Source organism: Kitasatospora sp. NPDC052896, from assembly GCF_044547075.1.
GTDB lineage: Bacteria > Actinomycetota > Actinomycetes > Streptomycetales > Streptomycetaceae > Kitasatospora.
This window is the reverse complement of the sequence record NZ_JBITZU010000010.1, coordinates 248106-271337: the sequence shown is the minus strand read 5'-3', so window position 1 is coordinate 271337 and position 23232 is coordinate 248106. Positions and strand designations below refer to the sequence as shown.

20 protein-coding genes and 2 pseudogenes are annotated in these 23232 nt (G+C 71.0%); 12 read left to right on the top strand and 10 right to left on the bottom strand.

Going from position 1 to position 23232, the window contains the following annotated elements; translation table 11 throughout:
* The first annotated feature begins 131 nt into the window (after window positions 1-131).
* Window positions 132-560, top strand: coding sequence for an IS200/IS605 family transposase (tnpA, locus tag ACIGXM_RS22525; protein ID WP_396563550.1), 429 nt, complete (start codon window positions 132-134; stop codon window positions 558-560).
* A gap of 97 nt (window positions 561-657) precedes the next feature.
* Here the strand turns inward: tnpA and ACIGXM_RS22520 are convergent, their stop codons facing one another.
* Both ACIGXM_RS22520 and ACIGXM_RS22515 read right to left on the bottom strand, forming a co-directional pair.
* On the bottom strand, window positions 658-1758 hold the full coding sequence (locus tag ACIGXM_RS22520) for a DUF1254 domain-containing protein (protein ID WP_396563548.1): 1101 nt from the start codon (window positions 1756-1758) through the stop codon (window positions 658-660).
* Window positions 1759-1924: 166 nt separating this feature from the next.
* Window positions 1925-3091: an alpha-hydroxy-acid oxidizing protein gene (locus tag ACIGXM_RS22515; protein WP_396563546.1), complete on the bottom strand. Its 1167-nt coding sequence runs from the start codon at window positions 3089-3091 to the stop codon at window positions 1925-1927.
* 121 nt (window positions 3092-3212) lie between these two features.
* Here ACIGXM_RS22515 and ACIGXM_RS22510 point away from each other — a divergent pair, with 121 nt between their 5' ends.
* Window positions 3213-4310, top strand: a complete 1098-nt coding sequence (locus ACIGXM_RS22510) for an Lrp/AsnC family transcriptional regulator (RefSeq protein ID WP_396563544.1) — start codon at window positions 3213-3215, stop codon at window positions 4308-4310.
* A gap of 234 nt (window positions 4311-4544) precedes the next feature.
* On the opposite strand, the gene ACIGXM_RS22505 is transcribed toward ACIGXM_RS22510, so the two are convergent.
* Window positions 4545-5048: a hypothetical protein gene (locus ACIGXM_RS22505; protein ID WP_396563542.1), complete on the bottom strand. Its 504-nt coding sequence runs from the start codon at window positions 5046-5048 to the stop codon at window positions 4545-4547.
* Window positions 5049-5754: 706 nt separating this feature from the next.
* On the opposite strand from ACIGXM_RS22505, the gene ACIGXM_RS22500 reads away from it, so the two are divergent.
* Entirely contained in the window at window positions 5755-5877 is a 123-nt protein-coding gene (locus tag ACIGXM_RS22500; RefSeq protein WP_396563540.1) for a hypothetical protein, read from the top strand.
* Between the two features lie 245 nt (window positions 5878-6122).
* Here the strand turns inward: ACIGXM_RS22500 and ACIGXM_RS22495 are convergent, their stop codons facing one another.
* The 3 genes from ACIGXM_RS22495 to ACIGXM_RS22485 all read right to left on the bottom strand — a co-directional run bounded on the left by ACIGXM_RS22495 (window position 6123) and on the right by ACIGXM_RS22485 (window position 11061).
* A complete protein-coding gene (locus ACIGXM_RS22495; protein WP_396563538.1) occupies window positions 6123-9389 on the bottom strand; it encodes a hypothetical protein in 3267 nt (1088 codons plus the stop codon).
* 602 nt (window positions 9390-9991) lie between these two features.
* Window positions 9992-10396, bottom strand: a complete 405-nt coding sequence (locus ACIGXM_RS22490) for a carboxymuconolactone decarboxylase family protein (protein WP_396563536.1) — start codon at window positions 10394-10396, stop codon at window positions 9992-9994.
* On the bottom strand, window positions 10393-11061 hold the full coding sequence (locus tag ACIGXM_RS22485) for a class II aldolase/adducin family protein (protein ID WP_396563534.1): 669 nt from the start codon (window positions 11059-11061) through the stop codon (window positions 10393-10395). Before ACIGXM_RS22485 ends, ACIGXM_RS22490 begins: the two co-directional genes overlap by 4 nt.
* 124 nt (window positions 11062-11185) lie before the next feature.
* Here ACIGXM_RS22485 and ACIGXM_RS22480 point away from each other — a divergent pair, with 124 nt between their 5' ends.
* The 5 genes from ACIGXM_RS22480 (at window position 11186) to ACIGXM_RS22460 (ending at window position 17060) form a co-directional block, all read left to right on the top strand.
* Complete coding sequence (locus ACIGXM_RS22480; protein ID WP_396563532.1) at window positions 11186-11563, top strand: MerR family transcriptional regulator; 378 nt, start codon at window positions 11186-11188, stop codon at window positions 11561-11563.
* Window positions 11564-11978: 415 nt separating this feature from the next.
* The gene (locus tag ACIGXM_RS22475) at window positions 11979-13211 is read left to right on the top strand and encodes an MFS transporter (RefSeq protein WP_396563530.1); all 1233 of its coding nucleotides are present in this window, start codon (window positions 11979-11981) and stop codon (window positions 13209-13211) included.
* A 433-nt stretch (window positions 13212-13644) separates the two neighbouring features.
* Window positions 13645-14625: an amidohydrolase family protein gene (locus tag ACIGXM_RS22470; RefSeq protein ID WP_396563528.1), complete on the top strand. Its 981-nt coding sequence runs from the start codon at window positions 13645-13647 to the stop codon at window positions 14623-14625.
* 468 nt (window positions 14626-15093) lie between these two features.
* Window positions 15094-16317: a 3,4-dihydroxy-2-butanone-4-phosphate synthase gene (locus ACIGXM_RS22465; protein WP_396563526.1), complete on the top strand. Its 1224-nt coding sequence runs from the start codon at window positions 15094-15096 to the stop codon at window positions 16315-16317.
* Window positions 16314-17060, top strand: a complete 747-nt coding sequence (locus ACIGXM_RS22460) for a class I SAM-dependent methyltransferase (protein ID WP_396563574.1) — start codon at window positions 16314-16316, stop codon at window positions 17058-17060. The genes ACIGXM_RS22465 and ACIGXM_RS22460 overlap by 4 nt, the downstream gene beginning before the upstream one ends.
* A 60-nt stretch (window positions 17061-17120) precedes the next feature.
* Here the strand turns inward: ACIGXM_RS22460 and ACIGXM_RS22455 are convergent, their stop codons facing one another.
* Window positions 17121-17291 (bottom strand): hypothetical protein, encoded by a 171-nt coding sequence (locus ACIGXM_RS22455; protein ID WP_396563524.1) that lies wholly within the window; start codon window positions 17289-17291, stop codon window positions 17121-17123.
* 134 nt (window positions 17292-17425) lie between these two features.
* Here ACIGXM_RS22455 and ACIGXM_RS22450 point away from each other — a divergent pair, with 134 nt between their 5' ends.
* Window positions 17426-18568: a UDP-N-acetylglucosamine--N-acetylmuramyl-(pentapeptide) pyrophosphoryl-undecaprenol N-acetylglucosamine transferase gene (locus tag ACIGXM_RS22450; protein ID WP_396563572.1), complete on the top strand. Its 1143-nt coding sequence runs from the start codon at window positions 17426-17428 to the stop codon at window positions 18566-18568.
* Window positions 18569-18666: 98 nt separating this feature from the next.
* Window positions 18667-18891 (top strand): annotated as a pseudogene (locus ACIGXM_RS22445) (Tn3 family transposase); the annotation flags it as partial.
* Window positions 18892-19651: 760 nt separating this feature from the next.
* Here the strand turns inward: ACIGXM_RS22445 and ACIGXM_RS22440 are convergent.
* Window positions 19652-20017: a hypothetical protein gene (locus tag ACIGXM_RS22440; RefSeq protein ID WP_396563522.1), complete on the bottom strand. Its 366-nt coding sequence runs from the start codon at window positions 20015-20017 to the stop codon at window positions 19652-19654.
* Window positions 20018-20062: 45 nt separating this feature from the next.
* On the opposite strand from ACIGXM_RS22440, the gene ACIGXM_RS22435 reads away from it, so the two are divergent.
* Window positions 20063-20869 (top strand): hypothetical protein, encoded by an 807-nt coding sequence (locus tag ACIGXM_RS22435; protein ID WP_396563576.1) that lies wholly within the window; start codon window positions 20063-20065, stop codon window positions 20867-20869.
* Window positions 20870-20931: 62 nt separating this feature from the next.
* Here ACIGXM_RS22435 and ACIGXM_RS22430 read toward each other — a convergent pair.
* Window positions 20932-21129: pseudogene (locus ACIGXM_RS22430) on the bottom strand (transposase); the annotation flags it as partial.
* Window positions 21130-21793: 664 nt separating this feature from the next.
* Here ACIGXM_RS22430 and ACIGXM_RS22425 point away from each other — a divergent pair.
* On the top strand, window positions 21794-22252 hold the full coding sequence (locus ACIGXM_RS22425; protein ID WP_396563520.1) for a hypothetical protein: 459 nt from the start codon (window positions 21794-21796) through the stop codon (window positions 22250-22252).
* 340 nt (window positions 22253-22592) lie between these two features.
* On the opposite strand, the gene ACIGXM_RS22420 is transcribed toward ACIGXM_RS22425, so the two are convergent.
* Window positions 22593-22940, bottom strand: a complete 348-nt coding sequence (locus tag ACIGXM_RS22420) for a YidH family protein (RefSeq protein ID WP_396563519.1) — start codon at window positions 22938-22940, stop codon at window positions 22593-22595.
* Window positions 22941-23232: the final 292 nt, after the last annotated feature.

The following is a 23232-nucleotide window of genomic DNA, read 5'->3' as shown; positions in this document are numbered from 1 at the left end:
GCAGTGATCGCGCAGCATCTCGCCGAGCGCCTGCGCCTGGCCCACGGTGGGCCGCATGAGGAACTTGTACGCACGGATCATTCGGCCCACCCCCTCTCGGCGCTGACGGTTGATCATACTACCCTTGGCCCATGTCACCACGCTGGAAACCAGACCCCGATATACGGCGGGGAAACCACGTCGTCTACAACCTGCACGCACACTTGGTCTTCGTCACCAAGTACCGGCGGGAGATCTTCGATGACGCCATGCTCACCCGCTGCGAGGCGATCATGCGTGACGTGTGCGAGAGCTTCGGTGCGGAACTGCGGGAGTTCAACGGCGAAGGCGATCACGTCCACCTGCTGGTGCACTACCCACCGAAGATGGCGATCTCCAAGCTGGTGAACAGCTTGAAGGGCGTCAGCTCCCGCTACCTGCGCGCCGAGTACACCGGCCGCATCAACCGGATCGGCATGGGGTCCGTGTTCTGGGCACCCTCGTATTTCGCCGGTTCCTGCGGCGGCGCTCCGCTGAGCATCGTCAAGGAGTACATCGAGAACCAGAAGCGGCCCACCTGACCGTCACCACGAAGGCACAGAGACCTCCGGCGCTCCGCGCCTCCGTGCCAGGGATCGCATTCCCGCCCGGCCTGAAGGCCGGGATTCCCTGCGAAGATCAGGGGATGGAGCCATCGGGGTTGAGGGTCGGCGTGACGGTGTGTCCGACCTCGTAGCGGTTGATCGGGTTGGGGACCAGGAAGCCGGACGGGTCGTACATCGTGAGGGACCAGAAGGCGTTCACCGGCGGAGTCTGGCCGGGGGCGAAGTGGATGACGTACCGGTTGGCTCCGGTGAGCTGCTTGCCCTGGCTGTCGGTGCGGGTCAGCGGGTAGACGGCGTCCTGGGGGAGGTTGGCGCCGAGCCCCTGCCAGGCGGTGGTCGCGCGCAGCAGGTAGTCGGTGCCGTAGTCGCCCAGGCCGAGCGAGACGCGCCAGCCGTTCACGTTGTTTCCGGACGTGGCGAGCGCGGTCTGGATCTGCTTCTGGGCCGCGGGGACGGCTTGGCACAGGGCTTGTGCCGTGGCGGGGCCCTTGGCGTTGATGTCGAACGGGCGGCCGGGGACGATGCCCAGGCGGGCCAGGGTGGCCACCATGGGGGCGTCCTGCTTGGCGGGCCGGTTGGTGGCCATGGCCGTGGCGAGCTGGGAGAAGAAGGTCTGCGCGTCCATGTCGGCGACGCGGGCGGCCGGTGCCGTGGTGGGGACGGTCGGGTCGACGTGGCCGGCCGGCGGAGTGTGGGGGTGGCCGTAGTCGCGCAGCGGTTCGAGGGTGTAGTGGCTCGTCAGGGCCTCGACGGCGGGCAGGTCGGCGGGTCCGTTGAGCTGGGTCCGGCCGAGGATCCACGCGCTCTGGGTGGGAGCCTTGATCTGCTTGACTCCGGCGGGCAGGTGGCCGTGCCAGCCGGGACCGGTGATGGCGAAGTCGCCGGCCGAGCTGCCGGTGGTGCGGGTTCCCGGCGAGGCGAAGACGTTGGTCCAGGCGTCGAGCATGGGCATCATGAAGTACCGGCCGTGGGTGTCCGGCACGTGGAGCACGATGGGCCCGGACTTCAGGTCCAGCCACGCCGAGGTGTACAGGGTGTCGACGTTGGGGGCCACGACGGTGTGGAACTGCGGGCCTGGAGTGGTGTCCGCCTTGGCGAACTGGTTCACCGGCGCCCGCAGGGTCGCCGGATCGGGCTTGACGACGTTGGTGGACGCCTGCTCGGTGGCCCGCATCAGGACCAGTGGGTAGCCGTAGACGTACGCCTTGACCGCGTCGGCGGTGGTGGCGGCGGGGGCGGGCGCGGGGTGTGCCGTGCTCGCCTGGGCGGCGGTAGGCCGGGCCGGAGCCGTGGTGAAGGGTCCGGAGCCGACGGACGCCCGGGGGCGGCCGGCGCCGGGGTTACCGGTTGCGGCGCAGTGCGTCCGGCGTGAGCGTGGCGAGCTCGGGGTAGCCGTCGACCGCCATGGTCAAGTCCGCTTCGGCCAGGATCGAGCGCAGCACGTGCACGATGCCCTCGGTGCCGCCCAGGGCGAGGCCGTAGGCGTACGGGCGGCCGATGCCGACGGCGGTGGCTCCCAGTGCGATGGCCTTGACCGCGTCGGTTCCGCTGCGGATGCCGGAGTCGAAGAGGACGGGCAGGTCGCCGGCCGCGTCGACGACGGCGGGCAGGGCGTCGAGGGCCGGCAGCCCGCCGTTGGCCTGCCGGCCGCCGTGGTTGGAGCAGTAGATGCCGTCCACGCCGCCGTCCTTGGCGCGGCGCACGTCCTCGGGGTGGCAGATGCCCTTCACGATCAGCGGCAGCGAGGTGAGCGAACGCAGCCAGGGCAGGTCGTCCCAGGTCAGTGCCTTACCGAAGACATCCTTCCAGCGCAGGACGGCCGCGACGGGGTCATCCTCCGGTGCCCGTTCCAGCTGGGCCCGGAAGACCGGGTCGCTGGTGTAGTTGGCCAGACAGTGGCCGCGCAGCTGGGGGAAGTTGCTCATCCCCAGGTCCCGGGGGCGCCACCCGGTGATCCAGGTGTCCAGGGTGACCACGATGCCCTTGAAGCCGGCCGCCTCGGCACGCCGCACCAGGCTCTCGGCCAGCTCCCGGTCGGTCGGGGTGTAGAGCTGGAAGAAGCCCGGGGTCCGGCCGAACTCCGCGGCGACCGCCTCCATCGGGTCCACGGACAGGGTTGAGGCGATCATCGGGACTCCGGTGCGTGCGGCGGCACGTGCCGTGGCGAGGTCGCCGTGGCCGTCCTGGGCGCACACACCGATGACGCCGACCGGGGCCATGAACAGCGGCGTCGGCAGTCTCATCCCGAACAGCTCGACGGAGAGGTCGCGCTGCTCCGCCCCGACGAACATCCTCGGCACCAGCCCCCAGTCCTCGAACGCGGTGACGTTGGCCCGCTGCGTGTGCTCGTTTCCGGCGCCGCCCGCCACGTAGGACCACACGGACGGGGGCAGCGCGGCCTGCGCCCCCGCCTCCCAGCCGCTGTAGGTCATCGGATACGACGGCACGATCCCGCGAAGGCCGCCGGCGTAGATCTCGTCCTGGTAGGAACCGAACGACTGGCTCATGAACTGCTCTTTCTCTTCGAACTCCGGATCCCGGGGCACCGGATCTCCGTCGCATCCACGGTGCGATGCTTGTCGGCGGAAGTGACGCGAACGCAGGAATCCCGCAGGGAAGGGCACTTGGGTGCAGGAACGAGCCGCGATGATGAGCGAGGAGGATCTGGCGCTCGTCCATGCCCTGCAACTGCGCCCGCGAGCCTCGTGGACGGTGCTCGGCCAGGCGCTCGGGGCGGACCCCGTCACCGTCGCCCGCCGTTGGACCCGACTGGCGCGGCGAGGTGAAGCCTGGATCCTCGGCTCGCCCGGCCCGCTCCTGTTCGAGCACATCTGCGTGGCCTTCGTCGAAGTCGAGTGCGCCGTCGGACACGCCACCGCCGTGGTCCGGGCGTTGAGCGGCCACGCCCACGCGCTCACCATCGAACGCCCGGCCGGGAGCCATGACCTCCTCGTGACGGTGTCGACGCGTGACCTGCTTGCCATGTCCCGCTTCACCCTCGATCACCTTCCGGCGATCGAGGGCGTGACCGCCGTGCGCACCCGGATCGTGACGCACATGTTCACCGAGGGCGGCAGCTGGCGCATCGCCGCGCTCGACCCCAGCCAGCGAGCCCAACTGATCGAGCCGGCGGACGGGTCGCGCACCCGCCGGGGACCGCTGGACATCAGTCCCTTCGACCGGGCGGTCCTCAGACGGCTGGCGGTCGACGGCAGGGCCTCCTACCAGGCGCTGGCCGCAGGGCTGGACACCAGCGCCTCCACCGTGAAACGTCGGATCGACCGGCTCGTCCACCTCGGGCTGATCACGTTCCGTTGTGACTTCGCCCGGCCTCTGGGTGGTTGGCCGGTCGCGGTCACCTTCTGGGCCCGCGTACCGGCCGCGGACCTCCCGGAGGTCGGCCACGCGCTCGTCCGCTACCCGGAGACCCGCAACTGCGCTGCCGTCAGCGGACCGTACAACCTCATCGTGGAAGCGAGCCTGCACTCCCTCGCCGACGTCCTGCGCTTCGAGACCCACCTGGCGACCAGGCACCCCAGTCTGGACATCGTCGACCGGGCGGTCATGCTCCGCCAGGACAAGCTGCTCGGTCACCTGCTCGATCCGCACGGCAGATCCGTGGGCGTCGTTCCGGCGGACCTCTGGTCCGCACCCGGCACACCGGCTCCCGAATACCGTCGGGTCACGGCCTCCTCCGTCACGTCCCCTCCGACGGACGTCGGCTGACCGAGAGGGAGCGGCTGGATCGTCGACCTCTGCGACACCCGGCGGCGCCACAGTGCGGCCAGCGGCCACCGCCGTCGAGTTCGAACGGATCAGCTGGTGCGACCCGCAACCGCCGAAAGCGCCGGGCGAGCACCCGGCGCTTTCATGGACGGCCCCACGGCCGCTCAAGGAGCAGGCGCGGTGGGCTGGACGAGGGCAGCGCTCGCTGGAACTCCCCTCCAACCCATCGGCTGGTCACGGGTGGTGGTGTTCCCGGATGACGGTGAGGTCGGTGGTGGAGTCGAGCAGCGCGCCGGTGACGCCGTCGATGAGCTGGACCGTGTTGACGACCTCGCCGGGGGCGTCATGGTCGACCACGACGGGGATGGTGTACGTGACCGCCGACGGCGCCCCGGGAGCCAATCCGGCAGCGATGTCGCACTCGACCAGGGTCGGGCTGACGGCCGAGCAGCCCTTGGGGAGGGCCTTGTCCAGGGTGAGGCCGGTGGGAAGCGTGTCGACCACCACGGCGGCGTCGGCGGTGGCGGTGGGCCCGAGGTTCGTGACGGTGATGCTGTACTGGCCGGTCCTGCCCTGCTCGAAGGTCTCCGGGTGGTGGGACTTCTGGACGACCAGCGTGGGCACCAGGGGCTGCGCCTGCGCCGGGGCGGCGAACGCCGCCATCGGCACAACGGCGCCGGCCGCGATCGCGGTCAGGCATGCCAGCCGCCGGCGGACGGGGCGATGTGTGAGCTTCATGAAGGTGTCTCTCCTGTCTCGAGGGGAAGGTCGCCATGCTGGACGAGGACGCCTGCGGTCATGGCGCCACGACGCGCACGACGGCAACGGAAAGAGCTATCTATCAGCATCTGTCCGTTTCACCCACTATGAGATAGTGGCAGAAACTCCCCTTCGCGCCGCGCCCACTCGCAAGGAGTGAACTTCGACTTCCCGTCCGACTTTTGGCGCATTCTTGGCAGGACGTCATTGAACTCGTGATCAAAACACCTTGCGGGAACGGCAGCCTGTAGATCGTGACCTTGGCCGGCTCGATGCTGCTCGGCCGGGCTTCGGAGCCGGTGGGGATGTTGGTGGCCGCGTGATCGCGGAGGCGGTCCGGCGGGCGGGACCGCCGCATTGCTGGCCAACGACGAGGGCGCCCACTCCCTCCCCCCTTTGGAATCGACAGAGAGACTGAATCAACGATCTCCTTGATTAGTCACATCAAAAAGGCGCTATAGGAGTTCCCCAATTCGGTGGGCAGTGAGACCGCAGGTGAACGCGAGCTACTTCCGCGGGGCGAAACTCACCGGTCTGTGCACACCAAGGCTCACGCACCCCCACCAGGAGGATGGGACGCCGCTGGGCACCTGGCTGAACAAACAACCAACGCGCGGGGCGGGACAAAGGTCAACCCGGCGCAGCGCGGACAGTTGGAGGCCCTGGGCGTGGCCTGGTGGGTCGGGTGGCTGGAGCCGCCCGGGGGGTCAAGCTCGGGGTCCGGATCTCCGACACCAAGGGCCGCCGGGCCAAGCTGACCGGCGAGCAGCTCGACCAGCTCACCGCGCTCGGGCTCGACTGGAGCTGACCCGGTTGGGCCCTGGCATCGGCCGGGAGGCGCCCGGCCGCCGGTGCGTGACCGTCACACGGTGGCCGGGCTCCGAGCCTCGGTGGCACGGGTCCGGACGGCGGGGGGAGATATCCACCGCCCGGACCGCGCTCTCACCCACCGGCTCTCTTCTCACCCTGATCCGCCCCCGCAAACCACCCCACCCGGCCCCGCCCACGGACCGGCGAAGAAGACCGCCGCGCCACCCTGTGCCGCCGTCTCCGTCACGCGAGGTCCTCCTCCCGGTCGGTGGGGCTGTGCTTGCTGTCGCAGTGCTCACCGCGTTCGCCGTGTCCGTTGTGCTTGATGGTGGTGGGGTCGGTGGCGGTGTGGGTGGTGCTGTCGCCGCCACCGGTGACGGTGGCCGTGTTGGTGACCTCGTGGCGGGCGCGGCAGGAGACTCTGACCGTGAGGGTGATGTCCGGGTAGCTCTGGCCGGCGGACAGGACGTCGCTGCGGGTGCAGGTCACCGTGCTCAGGTCGCACTTCCAGCCCGGGCCGCCGATGCCGGCCGCGCTCAGCCCCCACGGGAGCAGGTCCCGCACGGTGACCGCGCTGCCGTTGGTGGGGCCATTGCCGCTGTTCGCCACAGTGATCGTGTAGATGCCCCGCCTGCCTCGGGTGAAGTGCCAGGTGTGGGTCTTGCTGATGGTCAGCGAAGGCGACGCCGGTGCGGGGTTGACGGTGGTGGGGTCGGTGGCGGTGTGGGTGGTGCTGTCGCCGCCACCGGTGGCCGTGGCGGTGTTGGTGACCTGCGCGGGGGCGGTCGGTGAGACGTCGACCGTCAGCGTGATGTCCGGGTAGCTCTGACCGGCGGACAGGACGTCACTGCGGGTGCAGGTCACCGTGCCCGGGTCACACGTCCAGCCCGGGCCGCCGATTCCGGCCGCGCTCAGGCCCGTCGGCAGCAGGTCCTTCACAGTGACCGTGCTGCCGTCGGTGGGGCCGGTATCGCCCACGGTGATCGTGTAGGTGCCCTGCTGACCCTGCGTGAAATTGCCCGCGTGGTGCTTGCTGATCGTCAGCGACGGCTTGGGATTGATGGTGGTGGGGTCAGTGGCGGTGTGGGTGGCGCTGCCGCCTCCGACGGCGGCGGCGGTGTTGGTGACCTGTGCGGGGGCGGTGGGTGAGACGTCGACCGTCAGCGTGATGTCCGGGTAGCTCTGGCCGGCGGACAGGACGTCACTTCGGGTGCAGGTCACCGTGCCCGGGTCACACGTCCAGCCCGGGCCGCCGATTCCGGCCGCGCTCAGGCCCGTCGGCAGCAGGTCCTTCACGATGACCGTGCTGCCGTCGGTGGGGCCGGGCCCGTTGTTGCCCACCGTGATCGTGTAGGTGCCCTGCTCGCCCCGGACGAAGTTTCCCGTGTGGTGCTTGCTGATGGTCAGCGACGACGGGGGGTTGACGGTGGTGGGGTCGGTGGCGGTGTGGGTGGTGGTGTCGCCGCCACCGGTAGCGGTGACCGTGTTGGTGACCTGCGCGGGGGCGCTGGGTGAGACGTCGACCGTCAGCGTGATGTCCGGGTAGCTCTGGCCGGCGGACAGGACGTCACTGCGGGTGCAGGTCACCGTGCCCGGGTCACACGTCCAACCCGGGCCGCCGATTCCGGCCGCGCTCAGGCCCGTCGGCAGCAGGTCCTTCACAGTGACCGTGCTGCCGTCGGTCTGCCCGGCATCGCTGGCATCGCCCACGGTGATCGTGTAGGTGCCCTGCTGACCCTGCGTGAAATTGCCCGCGTGGTGCTTGCTGATCGTCAGCGACGGCTTGGGATTGATGGTGGTGGGGTCGCTGGCCGCGTGGGTGGTGGTGTCGCCGCCACCGATGGTCGTCGCCGTGTTGATGACCTGTGCGGGGGCGGTGGGTGAGACGTCGACCGTCAGCGTGATGTCCGGGTAGCTCTGGCCGGCGGGCAGGGAGCCGCCGCGGCGGGTGCAGGTCATCCCTCCGGTCAGGGTGCAGGTCCATCCCGAGCCGTTGGCGCTGGCCGCGGTCAGCCCCGGCGGGAGAACGTCGAACACGTCCACCTCGGCGTTGGTGGTCGGCCCAGCTCCGATTGCGTTGCCCACGGTGATCGTGTACACGCCCTGCTGACCCTGCGTGAAATTGCCCGCGTGGTGCTTGCTGATCGTCAGGAAGGGCCCGGTCGAGGAAGGCAGGTTGGTCAATGCGAAGGGAGCCGGGGGGACGGAGGGCTCGCCGGGCAGACTGGCGGTGAGGGTGTAGGAGCCGACGGTGTTGTTGGCGGTGAAAGTGGGCGCGGTCGCCACGCCGTTCGCGTTCGTGGTCTCGGTGACCGAGGTCTGGGTGCCACCGAAGGTTCCGGATGGGCCGGTGCGTGGCGCGGCGAAGGTCACCTGTACCCCGGACACGGGGTGTCCGAGGGCGTCGGTGACCGTGGCTTGGAAGGGAACGCGGAAGAAGGTCCCGATGTGGGTGGACTGCGGGGTTCCGGCGGTGGCGGTGATGGCGTCGGGCGCAGCCGTGTAGGAGATGGTCACCTGGCCGTTGTTGTTGGCCGTGCCGATCGAGGATGTGGTGTAGCTGGTGTTGGTGCCCGACGGTGTGGCGAAGCTGCTGCCGCCCCCACCGCCGCCACCGGTGGCTTCCAGCGGCAGGGTGATGCCCAGGATGTTGTAGATGGGTTCGGCGGAACCCCCGCCGCCGCCACCGCCGAAGTACCCACCACCGCCGCCGCCGCCACCCTTGCCGCCCACGCAGAGGTCGGGAGCGTAGTTGTCCGCGCCGCGGCCCCCGGCGCCGCCGGTGCCTACCGCGGTACCGGAGAAGCCGCTTCCCGCCTTACCGGCCTCGGCCGTGCAGTGTTGTGCCGGGACGCTGCCGCCTGCGCCTCCCGAGCCGGAGGAACGGGCGGTGGTGCTGCCGCCCACTCCGCCGTCGCCCGGCGAGGAGGAGATGAAAGGGGCGCTGAAGTACGAGCCCCGGCCGCCGTTGTTCGCGTTCAGTCCCCCGTTGCCGCCGCGTCCCCCGGACGAGGGGAAGGGAAGCAGATACTCCTCGCCGTTGCCGGCACCACCGCCACCGCCCGCCACGACCTGCAATGCGCCGGCCGTGCTGACGGTGGACGCCCCACCCCCACCCGCCCCGAGGTGACGGTCGCCCACGTCCGGTCCACCCGGTCCGCCGCCGCCGTACCCACCGTCGGCCGGTCCGCCGCAGTCCTTGCCGCCCGCGCCCCCGACATTGACGGTGTAGGTGGTCAGTGCGGTGGTGACCAGGGTGGTGGCCACCCGCCCCCCGGTTCCGCCTGGCTGGTTGAAGAAGGTGTTGCAGGCGGTCAGGTCGCCGCCGCCGGCGCCGTCCGCGGTGATGGTCACCGCCGTCCCGGCCGGGACGGTGTAGGTCTCCGGGGCGCCGGTGAAGGTGAAGGTGCGGATCACCGGTGCCGCCGCCGGTACACCATTTGCGGAGCGGGCGGTCACCGGTGCGGCCGTGGCCGGCAGCACCGCCACACCGGTCAGTAGCGCGCACACCGCCGCGATCACCCTGACACGCCCCCCGCCTCGTCGTTGCCCGAACTCCGGGCCGGCCGCGGCCGACGGCGATGACGAGGCAGCCCGACGGGGCGTCAGCGGAGGGGCCGGGAGCCGTGATCCGTGCCTGCGCACAGTGTCCCTGCGGGGATCAACGCTTCGACGAGCGTCACCGGTCATCGTGCAGGCACCTCTCCTCGTAGCGAAACCCGCCCCCTTTTCCCTTCGGAGCGGAGGGACAGCACGGCGCCAGACGGCACCACCGGCGGTCTTGAGGAAGCATAAAAGGGGCAATCTGTCAAATTCGGGAAATGCAGGGCGGACCGCGGCGCGTTGCCACGAGGACCCGTGCCGCCCGAGAGTCAGCCGCCCCCTGCCCCGGCAACGACGTCGCCACCGCATTCGACCCGAATGCCTGACCCGTCCCACGCGAGTGCCCTCCGAGCCGTCCGGCCAGCTCGGGGGCCACCACCGCATTCGACCTCCGGTCCTTGCCGCCGCCTGGCTCACGCTCGCCCCGGCCGACCACGTGCCCCTCGCCCGTCACGCGGAACAGGCCCGGGGCACGGGCCGACTGCGCCAGCCGGCGCCACTCAGCCCACTCAGTGCACCGACAACTGTCCCTCCTCCCCCGGCAGCAGCTCGGCGACGATCTCGATCCCCAGCGCGTAGGCCGGCGCACCGGCCGTGACCAGCGCCGTCTCGGCGACTCCGACGAGGTCGGCGAGGTCGGCGCCGGCGTGGAGTGCTCCGCGGGCGTGGATCCGGGCCGGTCCCGGGCGGCCGAGTGCCAGCAACTGGCCGAAGTGCACGAGCTGCTGGACCCGGGCGCCGAGCGGGTTGTCGGTCAGCACGATCTGTCGCAGTGCCATGAAGGCTTCCTCGGTGGGCAGTCGGCCGAGGGTCCGGGCCACCCGCAACCGGTCCTCCGCGCCGGGCGGCACGGTGCCGAGCGTCGAGCGGAAGCGCTCCCGCAAGGCCTCAGCGCGCTGGGCTTCGTCCCTCACGACGATGCCGCCCGGGCCATCGACGCCCGCACCGCCTCCAGGGCGCCCTCCGGGAAGTCCACCGCGCCGCCCAGTGCCCGCGCGGCGATCTCCGCCTCCGCGCTCTCCTCGATCGCCATCACCAGGTGTGCGGCCGCCTGCGGGTCGGCGCCGAAGACCAGCAGGCCGTGGTTGGCCAGCAGCACCGCGGCCGTGGTGGGGCGCTGCTCCAGGACCTCGGCGACCCCGCGCACCGAGACGTCGGAGCCGCGCGGCCCCCAGGGCACCACCGGCACCTCCTCGGCCTGTCCGAAGCGCAGCATCGGCTCGGTGCGGCACGGCAGCGGCCGGTGCGCCACCGCGAAGGCGGTCGCAGCGGGCGAGTGGGTGTGGATCACCGCACCCACCTGCGGGCGGGTGCGGTAGACGATGCCGTGCATGGCGATGATCTCGGCTCCGGCCGCCTGCAGGTGGCCGTCCAGCACCCGGCCGCGGAGGTCCAGGGTCGCCAACTGCTCGGACTTCAGGTCGCGCACCCACCCCGGGGAGAGCAGGAAGCGCTCGTCGTCGAGCCGCACGCTCAGGTTGGCGTGCCCCGAGTGCGACATCACCCCCGCGACGAAGAGCTTCCTGGCCGTCTCGACCAGCTGGTCGGCCCGGTCCTCCCGCTCGATGGTGTCCGTCATCGCAACCTCCAGGTGTTCCGTCCGGCAGCGGCTGTGGTGCCGCCGGCTCGTTACTCGAAGCCTCCGACTTGAACTAAGGTTTAAGTCAAGCGTCCAGCCAAGAGTCGGGGGACACGACGTGCTGATGACCATCGGTCACCTCGCCGAGCTCACCGGGGTCCCGGCGTCCGCTATCCGCTTCTGGGAACGCCACGAGCTGCTCCCGCCGCCCGAACGCCAGGGCGGCCAGCGCCGCTACCCTCCGGAGGCCGTCAAGCGAATCGTGCTGCTGCGCAAGTGCCAGCAGGCCGGCCTCACCCTGGCTCAGATCCGCGAGTTCCAGCAGGACCAACCGCGCCGGGCCGCGATGATCCGCACCAAGCTCGCCGAGATCGAGCAGCTCATGGTCGACCTCGACCACGCCCACCAGCTGATGTCCCACGCCCTGCGGTGCAGCAAGACGGACATCCTCAACTGTCCGACCTTCAGTGCCCAGATGGCGAGTTGGCGACAGCCGTCCTGAGTGATCGCCGTCCGGCCGGCGGTGGCGACGTCCAGGGCGTGGACGGAACCTGCCGATTCTGGCGCTGCGCGGCGGGTCTCGTTCCGGCCGGGAGCAGGGCGGCGGCTTCGCTGCGGCCTGCCGCGGTCGGGCACCGGAGCTTGCGGTTGTCCGGCAGGGCTACGGCCAGTCGGCGGCACGATCCCGCAGTCGGAGCAGAACCGAACGGCTTCGACCGTCGGACCGGTCCGCCGGACCGGATCACCGATCGAGTAGGGCGTGTCGTCGTCCATGCCCCCACCCTCGCGCCTCCCCTGGTGGAGACTCGAGCCCATCGGCCTGCCGGCAGCAAACCATCTCATCCACAAGTCTTGACATTCCTCCGACCGAAGGATCACTCATCAGTCCTCGTCTCTGGGGCACGTCCGCCGTACATGTGTCCTCACGCCCCTGGCACCGTTGGCCGCTGCTGCAGAACCCCAACTTCCGGCTCTTCGCCCTGGGCCAGACGGCCTCCAACACCGGGACGTGGATGCAGAAGGTGGCACAGGACTGGCTGGCCCTGGAGCTGTCACACGGTGACGGCACCGTCTTGGGCACCACCACGGCCCTGCAGTTCCTGCCACTCCTGCTGCTCGGCTCCTACGGCGGCGTCATCGTGGACCGGCACTCCAGGTGGCAGACCCTTCTCGTCTCCGAAGCGATCATGGCGGCCCTCGCCCTGATCCCCGCCGTGCTCGTCGTGACCGGAACAGCCCGCCTGGACGCCCTCTACCTCGTGGCCCTGGCGCTCGGGCTCACCATGGTCGTCGAGAAACCGGCCCTGCAGGCGTTCCTCGCGGAATCCGTCGCACCGACACAGCTCGTCAGCGCCCTCGCCTTCAACAGCGCGGTTCTCAACCTCGCCCGCATGGCAGGCCCCGCACTGGCCGGCCCTCTCATCGTCCTCTTCGGTCCCGGCCCCGCCTTCGTCGCCAACGCCCTCTCCTACCTGGCAGTGATCGTCTGCCTGCTGCGCATGGACCGCCGAGCCGTCCATGCTGCCCCGCCGCTTCCCCGCGCGAACCGACAAGTACGGGCAGGCCTGCGCTACGTCCGCGACCGCCCCGACCTCGCACTCACCCTCACCCTCGTCGCGATCGTCGCCGCGGTCGGCATGAACTTCCAGATCACCACCGCACTGATAATCACCCACACCTACCATGCCCCGGCGGCGGTGTTCGGGCTCGGCAATGCCGCCCTGGCCGCCGGCTCGGTGATCGGCTCGCTGCTGGCCGGGTACCGTCAGCGGGTGACCGGTCAGCAACTGGCGGCCGCCGCGCTCGCCTTCGGGCTGCTGGAGGCCACGTGCAGCCTGATGCCCGGCCACATCACCTTTCTGGTGCTGCTCGTACCGACGGGAACCGCACTGCTGGTGTTCCTCACCGCGGCCAAGGCCCGGCTCCAGCTTGGCGTCAGCGATGACATGCGCGGACGGGTGATGAGCCTGTATCTGCTCACCTCTTTCGGTACCACACCACTGGGCGCCCCTTGCATCGGATGGATTGCCCAGACGGCCGGCCCCCGGACCGCGCTCGCTCTGAGCGGAGCCGTGTGCGCCGCTGCGGCCGGCGCTGTCGGCGTGCTCTACCCACGCTTGCCAACCATCACGCAGCACCGAGCCGAATGAATCCGACGGAAGGGCCGACGAGCCGCGGTGCCGACCCGACAACCCGAGATCATCCCGGTGTGGTGTTGGTCGCCGGTTCAGATGGCTCATCCAGGATTTTCGTGAGGCGGGCCCGTGCTTCCGTGTGCTGGTGACGCTCCGTCATCTCGGTGCAGGGGGATCGGGCAGCGTGAGGACTTGCTCAGGCAGGTGCCGCCCGGGCGGTGGGTCGCTCCGTGCGGGCGCGAATCGGTACTCCGGGCGGGCGGAGTGGGGCCACCGACGGGCGCGGCGGCGATCGGCAGCCTGACAGGAGGTGCTGTCCTGGTCGGAACACGACCCGCCGGTCCGCTCCAGTGCCGGGTGCTGGCCGGCGCTGTGTGCGTCGGCCCCGGCCTGTCCGCGGGCCGGAGAGCGGCAGGTGGCCGCCGATCACCGAGGGGCCTCACGGACCATGAAGATCATCGCGCTTGAGGAGCACCTGGCCAACCAGGAGGTGCTCGACGCCTGGCGGGCGCTTCCGCCCGGCTACCAGGACGACAGCCTGGAGATCTTCGACGAGCCCCTGATCGAAGCGCGCCTGGCGGATCTCGCCGGAGAGCGGATCCGCAGCATGGACGACGCCGGAGTCGACGTGCAGGTGCTCTCCCTGACCACCCCCGGCATGGCCAACCTCAAGGCCACCGCCGCGGTGTCCCTCGCGCGCCGGACCAACGACCTGATCGCCGAGACCGTCGCGGCCAAGCCCGACCGCTTCGAGGGGTTCGCCACCCTGCCCACACCGGACCCCGAGGCCGCGGCGGCCGAGCTGCGACGCGCCGTGGAGACCCTCGGCCTCAAGGGCGCCATGATCTTCGGGCGGGTCGGCGAACGGAACATGGACCACCCCTCCTTCCGCCCTCTCTACGAGGCGGCCGCGCAGCTGCGGGTCCCGCTCTACGTCCACCCGCAGCTCCCCTGTCGGGCGGTCAGGGACGCCTACTACACGGGGTTCGGACCCCAGGTCGAGGTGGCGTTCGCCGGCCCCGGCATCGGCTGGCACTACGAGACCGGCGTCCAGCTGATCCGCCTGATCCTTTCCGGGACCCTGGACCGCCATCCGGACCTGCAGTTCATCCTCGGCCACTGGGGCGAGGTAGTGCTCTTCTACCTCGAGCGGATGGCCTTCCTGGACGGGGCGTCCTCGCTCCACCGGCCGCTGCGCGACTACTTCCGGCAGAACGTCTCGTACACGCCGAGCGGCATCTTCAACCACGAGTACCTGCGGCGCACCGTCAAGGCGGTGGGCGTCGAGCGGGTGTTGTTCTCCGCCGACTACCCGTTCATCGACGCCGGTCTCGGCGGGGCACGCGGCTTCCTGGAGCAGGCCGAGCTGGCACCGCGGGAGAAGGAGCTCATCGCGCACGGGAACTGGGAGCGTCTGACCGCCCGCTGAGCGGACGGCGATCCGACGGGAGAACTGGCGCCGACACCGGGGCACGATGCTCGACCAGCTCGGGATGATCTGGTCCGCCTCCGACGCCCGGTTCAAGGCTGGCCTGGTTCAAGGCCGGCCTGGACCGGGCGTGGAACCCGGCCCGGGCGCAGCGCGTGGATCCGACGATGTCGGCGTTCGCCGTCTGTCCGTGGGCCATCACACGGATCAACTCCCGGGCCGCTCCCCGCGCGTGCGAGCTGGGGGTCTGGCTCAGGCCCGGCGGGTATGGCTATGATCAAGTCAGGTGCAACTCCCAGGTGTGGCTGTACAGTCAGCCGGTTCCGCCGTTGTCGGGCGGAACGACCCGGTGTGATTCCGGGACCATGCGGTCAGACCCCGCCCCTCGGCCCGCAGTGGTTACGGGCCCTCACGAGCCATCAGTGGCGCTGTTGTCGGCGCCTTGTGACGATGAGGGGTACAGGCGAAATGTTCACTGGTCGTATCGCGGAGATCGGCGTCATCGATCGGATCGACGGGGATCTGGTCGGGATCCGTGCGCCGCTGGCCGCCAACTCGCTCGAGGTCGGCGGTGCGTTGTGCGTGAACGGGGTCAGACTCACCGTTCGGGAGCTGTCCGACGGGGTCGCCGTCGCCACGGTGACGGCGGAGACCCGACGGCGCTCGACCTTCGACACGTTGGGCGTGGACGATGTGATCAATGTCGAGGTCCCGATGGCCGTCGGCGACGGCTTGGACGGACATCTGCTGCAGGGCTACGTGGACTCGGTGGGCAAGGTGCTCCGGGTCGACGACGAAGGAGCCGGCTGCCGACGGGTGTGGATCCGTCCGCCGGACCGGACGATGGCGCAGCTGATCTCGAAGACCCCGATCGCGGTCGACGGCGTCAGCATGACGGTCGCCGAGCAGTTGCGTGACCGCTTCTCCGTCGTGGTCCTTCCCGTGACCCGGGAGGCCACCACTCTGGAGCGCTTGGAGCCGGGCGTGCGGGTGAACCTCGAGGTCGATCTGATCAGCCGGCTGGCCGCGCGGGGAGCCGACCACGCACGCCAGTCCCTGAGCCGCATCGTCACCGGGCTGCCGTGGGCCGGCCATGTGTCGGGGCGGCTGGGGGCCGAGAAGGTCGTGCGTCAACTCGCCGCCGGTGGCGGGGTGGTGGTCTGGGACCCGACGACCGAGGGCGAGGGCGACGTGGTCTTCGGCGGGGCGAACCTGCCGCCGCAAGCGTTCACCTTCCTGCTCACCGAGGTCTGCGGCCACTCCACGGTGCCGTGCGCGCCGGAGGTGCTGGAGCGGCTGGAGATCGGCCCGATCCCCGGTGAGGGCGACCGGCACGGCACCGCCGCGCACGTGCCCGTCGACCTGGCAGCCTCCGCCGGCACCGGCGTCTCGGCGGCCGACCGGGCGGCCACCGTCCGCCGCCTCGCCGACCCCGGCGCGCGGCCGGGAGACTTCCTGCGCCCGGGCCACGTCTTCCCGCTGCGAGCCCGCCCCGGGCTGCTCGCCGAGCGGCAGGGCCACACGGAGGCGACCGTCGCCCTGTGCGTCGCGGCCGGGCTGCCGCCGGTCGGCGTCTGCTGCGAGGTGATGAACCCGGACGGCACCATGGCCAAGGCCGCGGAGCTGGAGATCGCCGCGCTTCGCTGGGGACTGCCGATGGTGGAGATCGCGGACCTGCGGGCTTGGCTGTGAGCGGGGGTGTCGGCGAGGTGCTCTACGACGACCCCGGGTTCTTCGCTCGTTACCAGCGGATGCGCGCCGACCGCGCGGGGCTCAACGAGGACCTCGAACAACCCGCGCTGGCCCGGATGCTGCCGGACGTGTCGGGGCTGGACGTGCTCGACCTCGGGTGCGGCGACGGCACCCTCACCCGGCGGCTCGCCGCCGCCGGGGCCCGGTCCGTCCTGGGGGTGGACGCCTCCACGCGCATGCTCGCGCTGGCCCGGGCGCGACCGGCTCCCCGCGTACGGTACCTGCACGACCGGGCCGAGCGGCTCGCGCTGCCGTCGGCCGCCCTGGATCTGGTGGTCAGCAGTCTCGTCCTGCACTACCTGGCCGACTACCCGGGCCTCATCCAGCGCGTGTCCGACTGGCTTCGGCCGGGCGGTCAACTGGTCTTCTCCGTGGAACACCCGGTGTGCACCGCCCAGAACCCCATGACGGGCTGGCACACCACCGGTGGCGGTACCGTCTGGCCCCTCGACGGCTACGCGCAGGAGACGGCCCGACGGCAGGAATGGTTCGGTACACCGGTGACCAAGTACCACCGGCGACTCACCACCCTGCTCGGCGGCATCGCCGACTCCGGCCTCGTCGTGACCGGAATCGACGAGCCGTACCCCGATGACGAAGTCCTCGCCAAGCGACCGGAGTTCGCCGAGCACCTCCGCCGACCACCGCTCCTCCTGATCAGCGCGCACAAATCGGCCGGATGACGTGATCCCCCGGTGCACCGGGAATCGCGTTCGGGTGGGCAGCGGGGCGCTGGCGACGGATCAGGCACACCGGCCGTCGTGGACCGGCACCGCGCACACCCGCACGCGAACCGGTTCGGCCGTCGTCGCCGCGCGACAGGCCGCACCCTCCACGCGCGGCCACGCCAGCCCGTCGAGCACAGCCTCGCTCCACCGCCGGCGGGCAAATACCTGAATATCGACATTGATCATCTCCTGCTATGGTTCCACTGCCCTCGGGAGCGTAGGGCTCGTCCCTCGGTGACGGGGGGCTCAGCGGCTTTGCCAGGTTGGGAGTTCCCTCGGTGAACATCGACACCAGCGTTCCGGATCGACCCCTGCGGCTGATGGTCACCGGTGGTGGCACCGGCGGCCACACCTATCCCGCGCTCACCGCGATCCGCACCCTGCGGGCCAGGCTGGCGGCGGTCGGGCAGACGGTGGACGTCCTGTGGGTCGGTACCGCCGCGGGACTGGAGGCCAGGGTCGCGGCCAACGAGGGCATCGCGTTCACCACGGTGGCCACCGGCAAGATCCGCCGCAGCGCCAACCCGTTGAAGATGCTCTCCCCGGCGAACATCAAGGACATGGCACGGGTGCCACTGGGCATCCTCCAGGCCCGGCGGCAGGTCAAGGGCTTCGCCCCCGACGTGGTGCTGGCCACCGGCGGCTACGTCGCGGTGCCGGTGGGCGTGGCGGCGAGCATGTGCCGGCGTCCGCTGGTCATCCACGAGCAGACGGTCCGCCTGGGGCTCGCCAACCGCACGCTCGCCGGGCGCGCGACGCGGATCGCGGTCTCCTCCGACTCGACGCTGCCGCTACTGGCCGAGTCGGTGCGCCCGGCCGCGGTGGTGACCGGCAACCCGGTACGTCCCGAGGTGCTGGCCGGTCAGGCGGACAAGGCCGTCGCGGCGCTCGGGCTGTGGCAGTTCGACCGCTCGCTGCCGACCGTCTACGTGACCGGCGGCGCCCAGGGCAGTCAGCAGATCAACGACCTGGTGCGCGGGATCCTGCCCTGGCTGCTGCAACGCGCCAACGTGATCCACCAGTGCGGGCCGAACCACGAGGCGGACCTGCGCCAGGCCGCCGCCGCACTGCCCGGGCAGCTGGCCCAGCGGTACCTGGTGGCCGGTTTCGTCGGCCCCGAACTGCCGGACGTCCTCGACCTGGCGGAACTGGTGATCGCCCGCAGCGGGGCCGGCACGATCGCCGAACTGACCGCCCTGGGCAAGGCCGCCGTCTTCGTCCCGCTGGCCTCCTCCGCCGGCAACGAGCAGGCGCACAACGCCCGCCACCTGGAGGAGGCCGGAGCCGCCGTCGCGCTGCTCGGCGAGGTCTCCGCCGCCCATCTCCAGGAGGCCGTGGCCCCGCTGCTCACCGACCCCGCCCGGCGCTACGCCATGGCGCAGCAGGCCCGCGCCCACGGGCGCCCGGACGCGGCCGAGCGACTGGTCGACCTGCTTCTCTCGGTGGTCCCCGGCCGGCACTGACAGTCGAGCAGGCGGGGTTCAGGCAGGCCCCGGCCGGCGGCCAACCACCCGGGCCGGTGGCCCGGGCCTACGCAGCCACGCCGGGGACGGCTCAGCGGGTGACCGGCGGCGAGGCCCGCCTCAAGGACCTGCACGTGACGATCGCGGCGCTACTGGTTGCGCACGGCTGCGACGTCGGCCACACCCCGGTGATCGGCGTGCCGGACGCGCTGCGGTACCGCCGGCCGTCCCACGTCGACCAGACCCACCTGAGGCTGGGGACCTACCGGCAGGCCAACACTGCGCTCATCGGAGCCCGAGCCCCGATCCCGCTCGCCCAGGCGTGACTCCTCCTCCACCTAAAAGGTGGGGGCCTCTCGCCAACCCTTCCGCGGCTTGCCCAGGCCGGGCGAGGGCTTGCCCAGGTGGTGCGCGGCGGTACCGTGCGGGCGATCGTCCGGGTTCGGGGCGGGCAAGGTGCTCATCGAGGTCGCCTTCCGTCAGGACGCGTGCCCGGCCGGCTCGGCGCCCGGATGCACTCAGCGGGCCGACGCGCTCGTGTTGGAGGAGCCGGCGCGGCAGGATCGCTCCTCGACGTCGACGACCGTCACCCCGGCTGCGGTCCATACCCGCGCGAGCTCGGCGCCGTGGACACTGGTGCCCATCCGGCGGCATCAGCCGGGCCACCGGCCTGCCCACACCGCCCGACAGGTCGAAGAGGCCCGTCGGATGAACCGACGGTCCGTCATGAAGGGTCGGGGCTAGGCCAATGCGGCGATGCTCCGGCGGTGCGCCACGGGACACTCCGATGTCGCCCTTAAGAATGAAAATCCATCCGACGGATAATCCTAAAGGAGCGTTATGCAGACCCGTGTGACAGAAGGGCTTCTGGTCGGTCTGACCTCATGTGCTCTCGCCCTGGGCACAGGGGGTTCGGCGTATGCGGTGGACGTCGCGAATTCCCAGCCCGTTTCCGCCTCAGCCACCACCCGGCAGCCCACTGACGGTACTGCGAGACCATCCAGAGCCGAGGGGCCACCACCGGCCGGGACGCACGCCCGAACAGAGCTACCGCGGTCGAAAGTGCCCACCCGGTCAGGGCAGTCACAGTCGTCGGAGCCGGGCGGGGCCCCTGCCGAGCAGAAGACGCCGGCACAGGACACCACCCCACAGACCGCGCCGGAGAAGACCACCACCGAAGCCACATCTCGGGACCACGGTAGACATGACGAGACCGAGCAGCAGGGGGAGCACGGCCATCACGGCCATCACGGCGAGCACGGCCATCACGGCCATCACGGCGAGCACGGCGAGCACGGCGAGCACGGCGAGCACGGCGAGCACGGCGAGCACGGCGAGCACGGCCATCACGGCCATCACGGCGAGCACGGAGACTTGGGCGAGCATGCGGACCACTACGACGCCAACCAGGGGGATCGTGTAGATCACGGTGACGGGCGCTGCGGACACGAGGAACGCGGGTACTGCGAGCCGACGTGGGGAGCAGGTCAGCAGGTGGTGGTGAACCCGGTGCAGGACGCCCATGTCAACGTTGAGGTCAACGTCGGGAACCAGCAGAAGGAAGACTCCGATCAGGCCGCGGTAGATGACTCGAAGCCGTCACGGGGTTCCCACGAGGGGCACGAGACGGGTGAGGCGAGGCCGTCCTCGGGTGGCTGGGGTCACGGCGGCAAAGGTAGCTGGGGTCACGGCGGGGGCGACGGGGATCACACCGGCAGAGGTGGCTGGGGCCACGGCGACCACGCCGGCAAGGGCGGCTGGGGCCACGGCGACAGCGACGGCGACCACGCCAGCAAGGGCGGCTGGGGCCACGGCGACAGCGACGGCGACCACGCCGGCAAGGGCGGCTGGGGCCACGGCGACAGCGACGGCGACCACGCCGGCAAGGGCGGCTGGGGCCACGGCGACGACGACGGCGACCACGCCGGCAAGGGCGGCTGGGAACACGGCGACAGCGACGGCGACCACGCCGGCAAGGGCGGCTGGGAACACGGCGGCGGGGGCGAGTGGAAGCACCCGCATGGCGGTGTCCACACGGGCGGTGGCGGCGGTGCGCGCATGCTCTCCTCATCGGGCATCGGTCAAGGGCTCGGCAGTGCTTTCGCTCTGCCCGGGGGAAAGAGCGAGCACGTGAAGGCCCCGGGGGATGTCGAGCAACGGCCCGCCGACACCCACACGGTTGCTAACGGCCTCACCTCCTCCGGCATCGGCCTGGTCAACGGCATGGCTCTGTTCGCCGGCGGAGTCGCCCTCGGTGCCAGCGCGCTACGCCGCAGATCAGCAGCACGAAACACGAACTGATCGCCGTGGACGCAGGCCTCCTTGATGACCGCGTGCAGGGCCTGGTCGATCCGGCGGCGCCGCTCCGGCGGCACCGGGAAGAAGCTCCCCGACCGTAGTTCGGGGATGGCCAGGTCCAGATCGCCGGCCTGGCTGGTCAGCGTCCCGTCCCGGTGCCCGTCTCGAAACGCGGTGCGCGTCTCGGCGTGCTCGTTCCGCTCCGCGTCCATCCGGGCCGTGGCCTCGGCCTCGACCAGTTCCTGAAGGATCCGCTCGGCCACGCCGTGGACGAGTTCGAGCCCATCGGCCGAACGTAGTGGCTCCAGCAGGTGGATCAGGTCATGCCTGGGCAGCGCCACCGTGCACTCCCCTCATTGAACCAGCAGTTCACTGAGGGGAGTTGCACGGTGGTTGACCCGTACTCAGGGGGTTGAGGCTCCCATGGGTGTGCGCGCCTGGAGCGGGCCCGCGCACGCCTCAACCGTGATCGGCGACACCATGCGGCGAGACGCCGTCTCAGCCGATACCGCAGCAAGATCGCAGGGCCAAAACCCGTTGGCGTGCTGGCAGTGGGCGGCAGCATTCCGACTGTCCAAGGTCGACTGCCGCGTCCTACTTGGCCGTTCCTCGCAGTAGACGCCCCCGGCAGGGCAGGGTTCGGACAGAAGCTCCCATGGCTTCCCGGCGTCAGGGGCCTGTGAGAAATCGGCGCCGGAACCCGGCAACAGCGATGCCGCACGGCGTGCCCCTGCGGGCCACCGGGCGGTTGCACCGGCTTGACGACCTCTCGACTGTCCTCCCTGCCGAACCCCGGGGTGGACTCTGCCGGTCAACCTCTCCCGTTCACGCGATCCGGTGAACCGGCGGACGGGGTGAGCCGGGCCGGCGGTGCCCAGCCGGTATACGGAAGACGGCCATCCCGGCCCAGCCGACCCCGGAGTGACGATGAACGCCACGAAGTACCTGACCACCCCACTCGCCGCAATGACCCTCGGCACGACCCTGGTGCTGGGCGCCATTGCCCCGACCGCGGCAGCCGCCCCCGCCGCCATCCCCAGCGCACTGCACGCCGCACCGAAGGCCGCGGCCGACATCATCGAGCTCGACAACAGCAGCAACGGCAGCACGATCGAGGTGGCGGCCGGTGACCAGATCGACGTCCGGCTCCACGGGGAGAGCGGCGACGGCATCACCCTGGCCTGGAGCGAGCCGCGCGCCAGCAACAGCGCCGTGCTGCACCGGAGCTCGGGCGGCACCTCGTCGGACGGCAACGCCTGGGCCGCGTTCGGCGCGCAGGACACCGGCACCAGCCAGATCACCGCCTTCCGACGCTGCATGCCCACCCCGGGCGCCGTCTGCCCGAGACTCGTGCTCCTGTGGCGGGTCACCATCCAGGTGGGCTGACGCCAGAAGTTCCTCACGCCGCACGAAGCCACACCCGGCCGGCGACAGCTCCCGACCCCAGCCACGATCACTCTCTGTGAGGCCGGGCAGGGGTGTGGGTGCCGCCCGGGCGGTGGGTCCACTCGGTACGGGCGTCGGTGTTCCAGACCTTCTCCCGCTTCGGGACCGTGCCGCGGTCGACGCGGGCCAGGGTCTTCAGGTGCTCCTCGCGCCGGTGGTCCTCCTCGGCCCGGCGGGCGGTCCGGCGCCGGTCGTAGTGCGCCCGGTCCGGGAGGTTGTCGAGGGCGTCGGTGAGGGAGTGCGGGCCGGTGCGGCCGTAGCGCCACCGAGGCCACCGCCGTCAGATCAGCACCAGGACGGCGATCAGGGCGAGGACGGTCACCGCGCCAGCGGTGGTGACGGCGCCGAAGCTCGCGGGCGCGAACACGCCGGCGTTCAACTGTCGCGCGACGGATCGGTAGCGGACGGTTCCGTAGGCGGACACGAGCAACCCGGCGAAGAGCAGGATGAGGCCGGCCGCCACGGCATGGGCACCTCGGTGCGGAGCGAACTTCGCGACCGCCACGCCAAGGGCCGCCACACTGATGCCGGTGCGCAGCCAGGCCAGGTAGGTCCGCTCGTTGGCCAGGTGGTCGCGGGCGGTGCTGCCGGTGGCGGGTTGTTCGGCGCCATGGGTACGGCGGGTCATATGTCATCTCATACGTTCTCCCGGGGGTGGCCGCATCCCGGCGCGATCTCCGCGGCACGGTGGGGAGGGCGCGAGTTCGTGGCCGTTCGGCAGCCAGGCGAGCTGGACGTCGAACCGGGCGAGGCCCACCGCGGAGCGACTGGCCGCGCTCGCCGGCCTCGGGCTGGACCGGCACTGACCGAGCGCGCTCCGTGGCCACCGGCGGATGGGCCAGTGCCGCGAAGTCCGTCCCGCCCTCGCGGTGACCTTTCCCCGCTCCCAGGCCGTTGACCAATGGTTGAGGCGAGGCCAG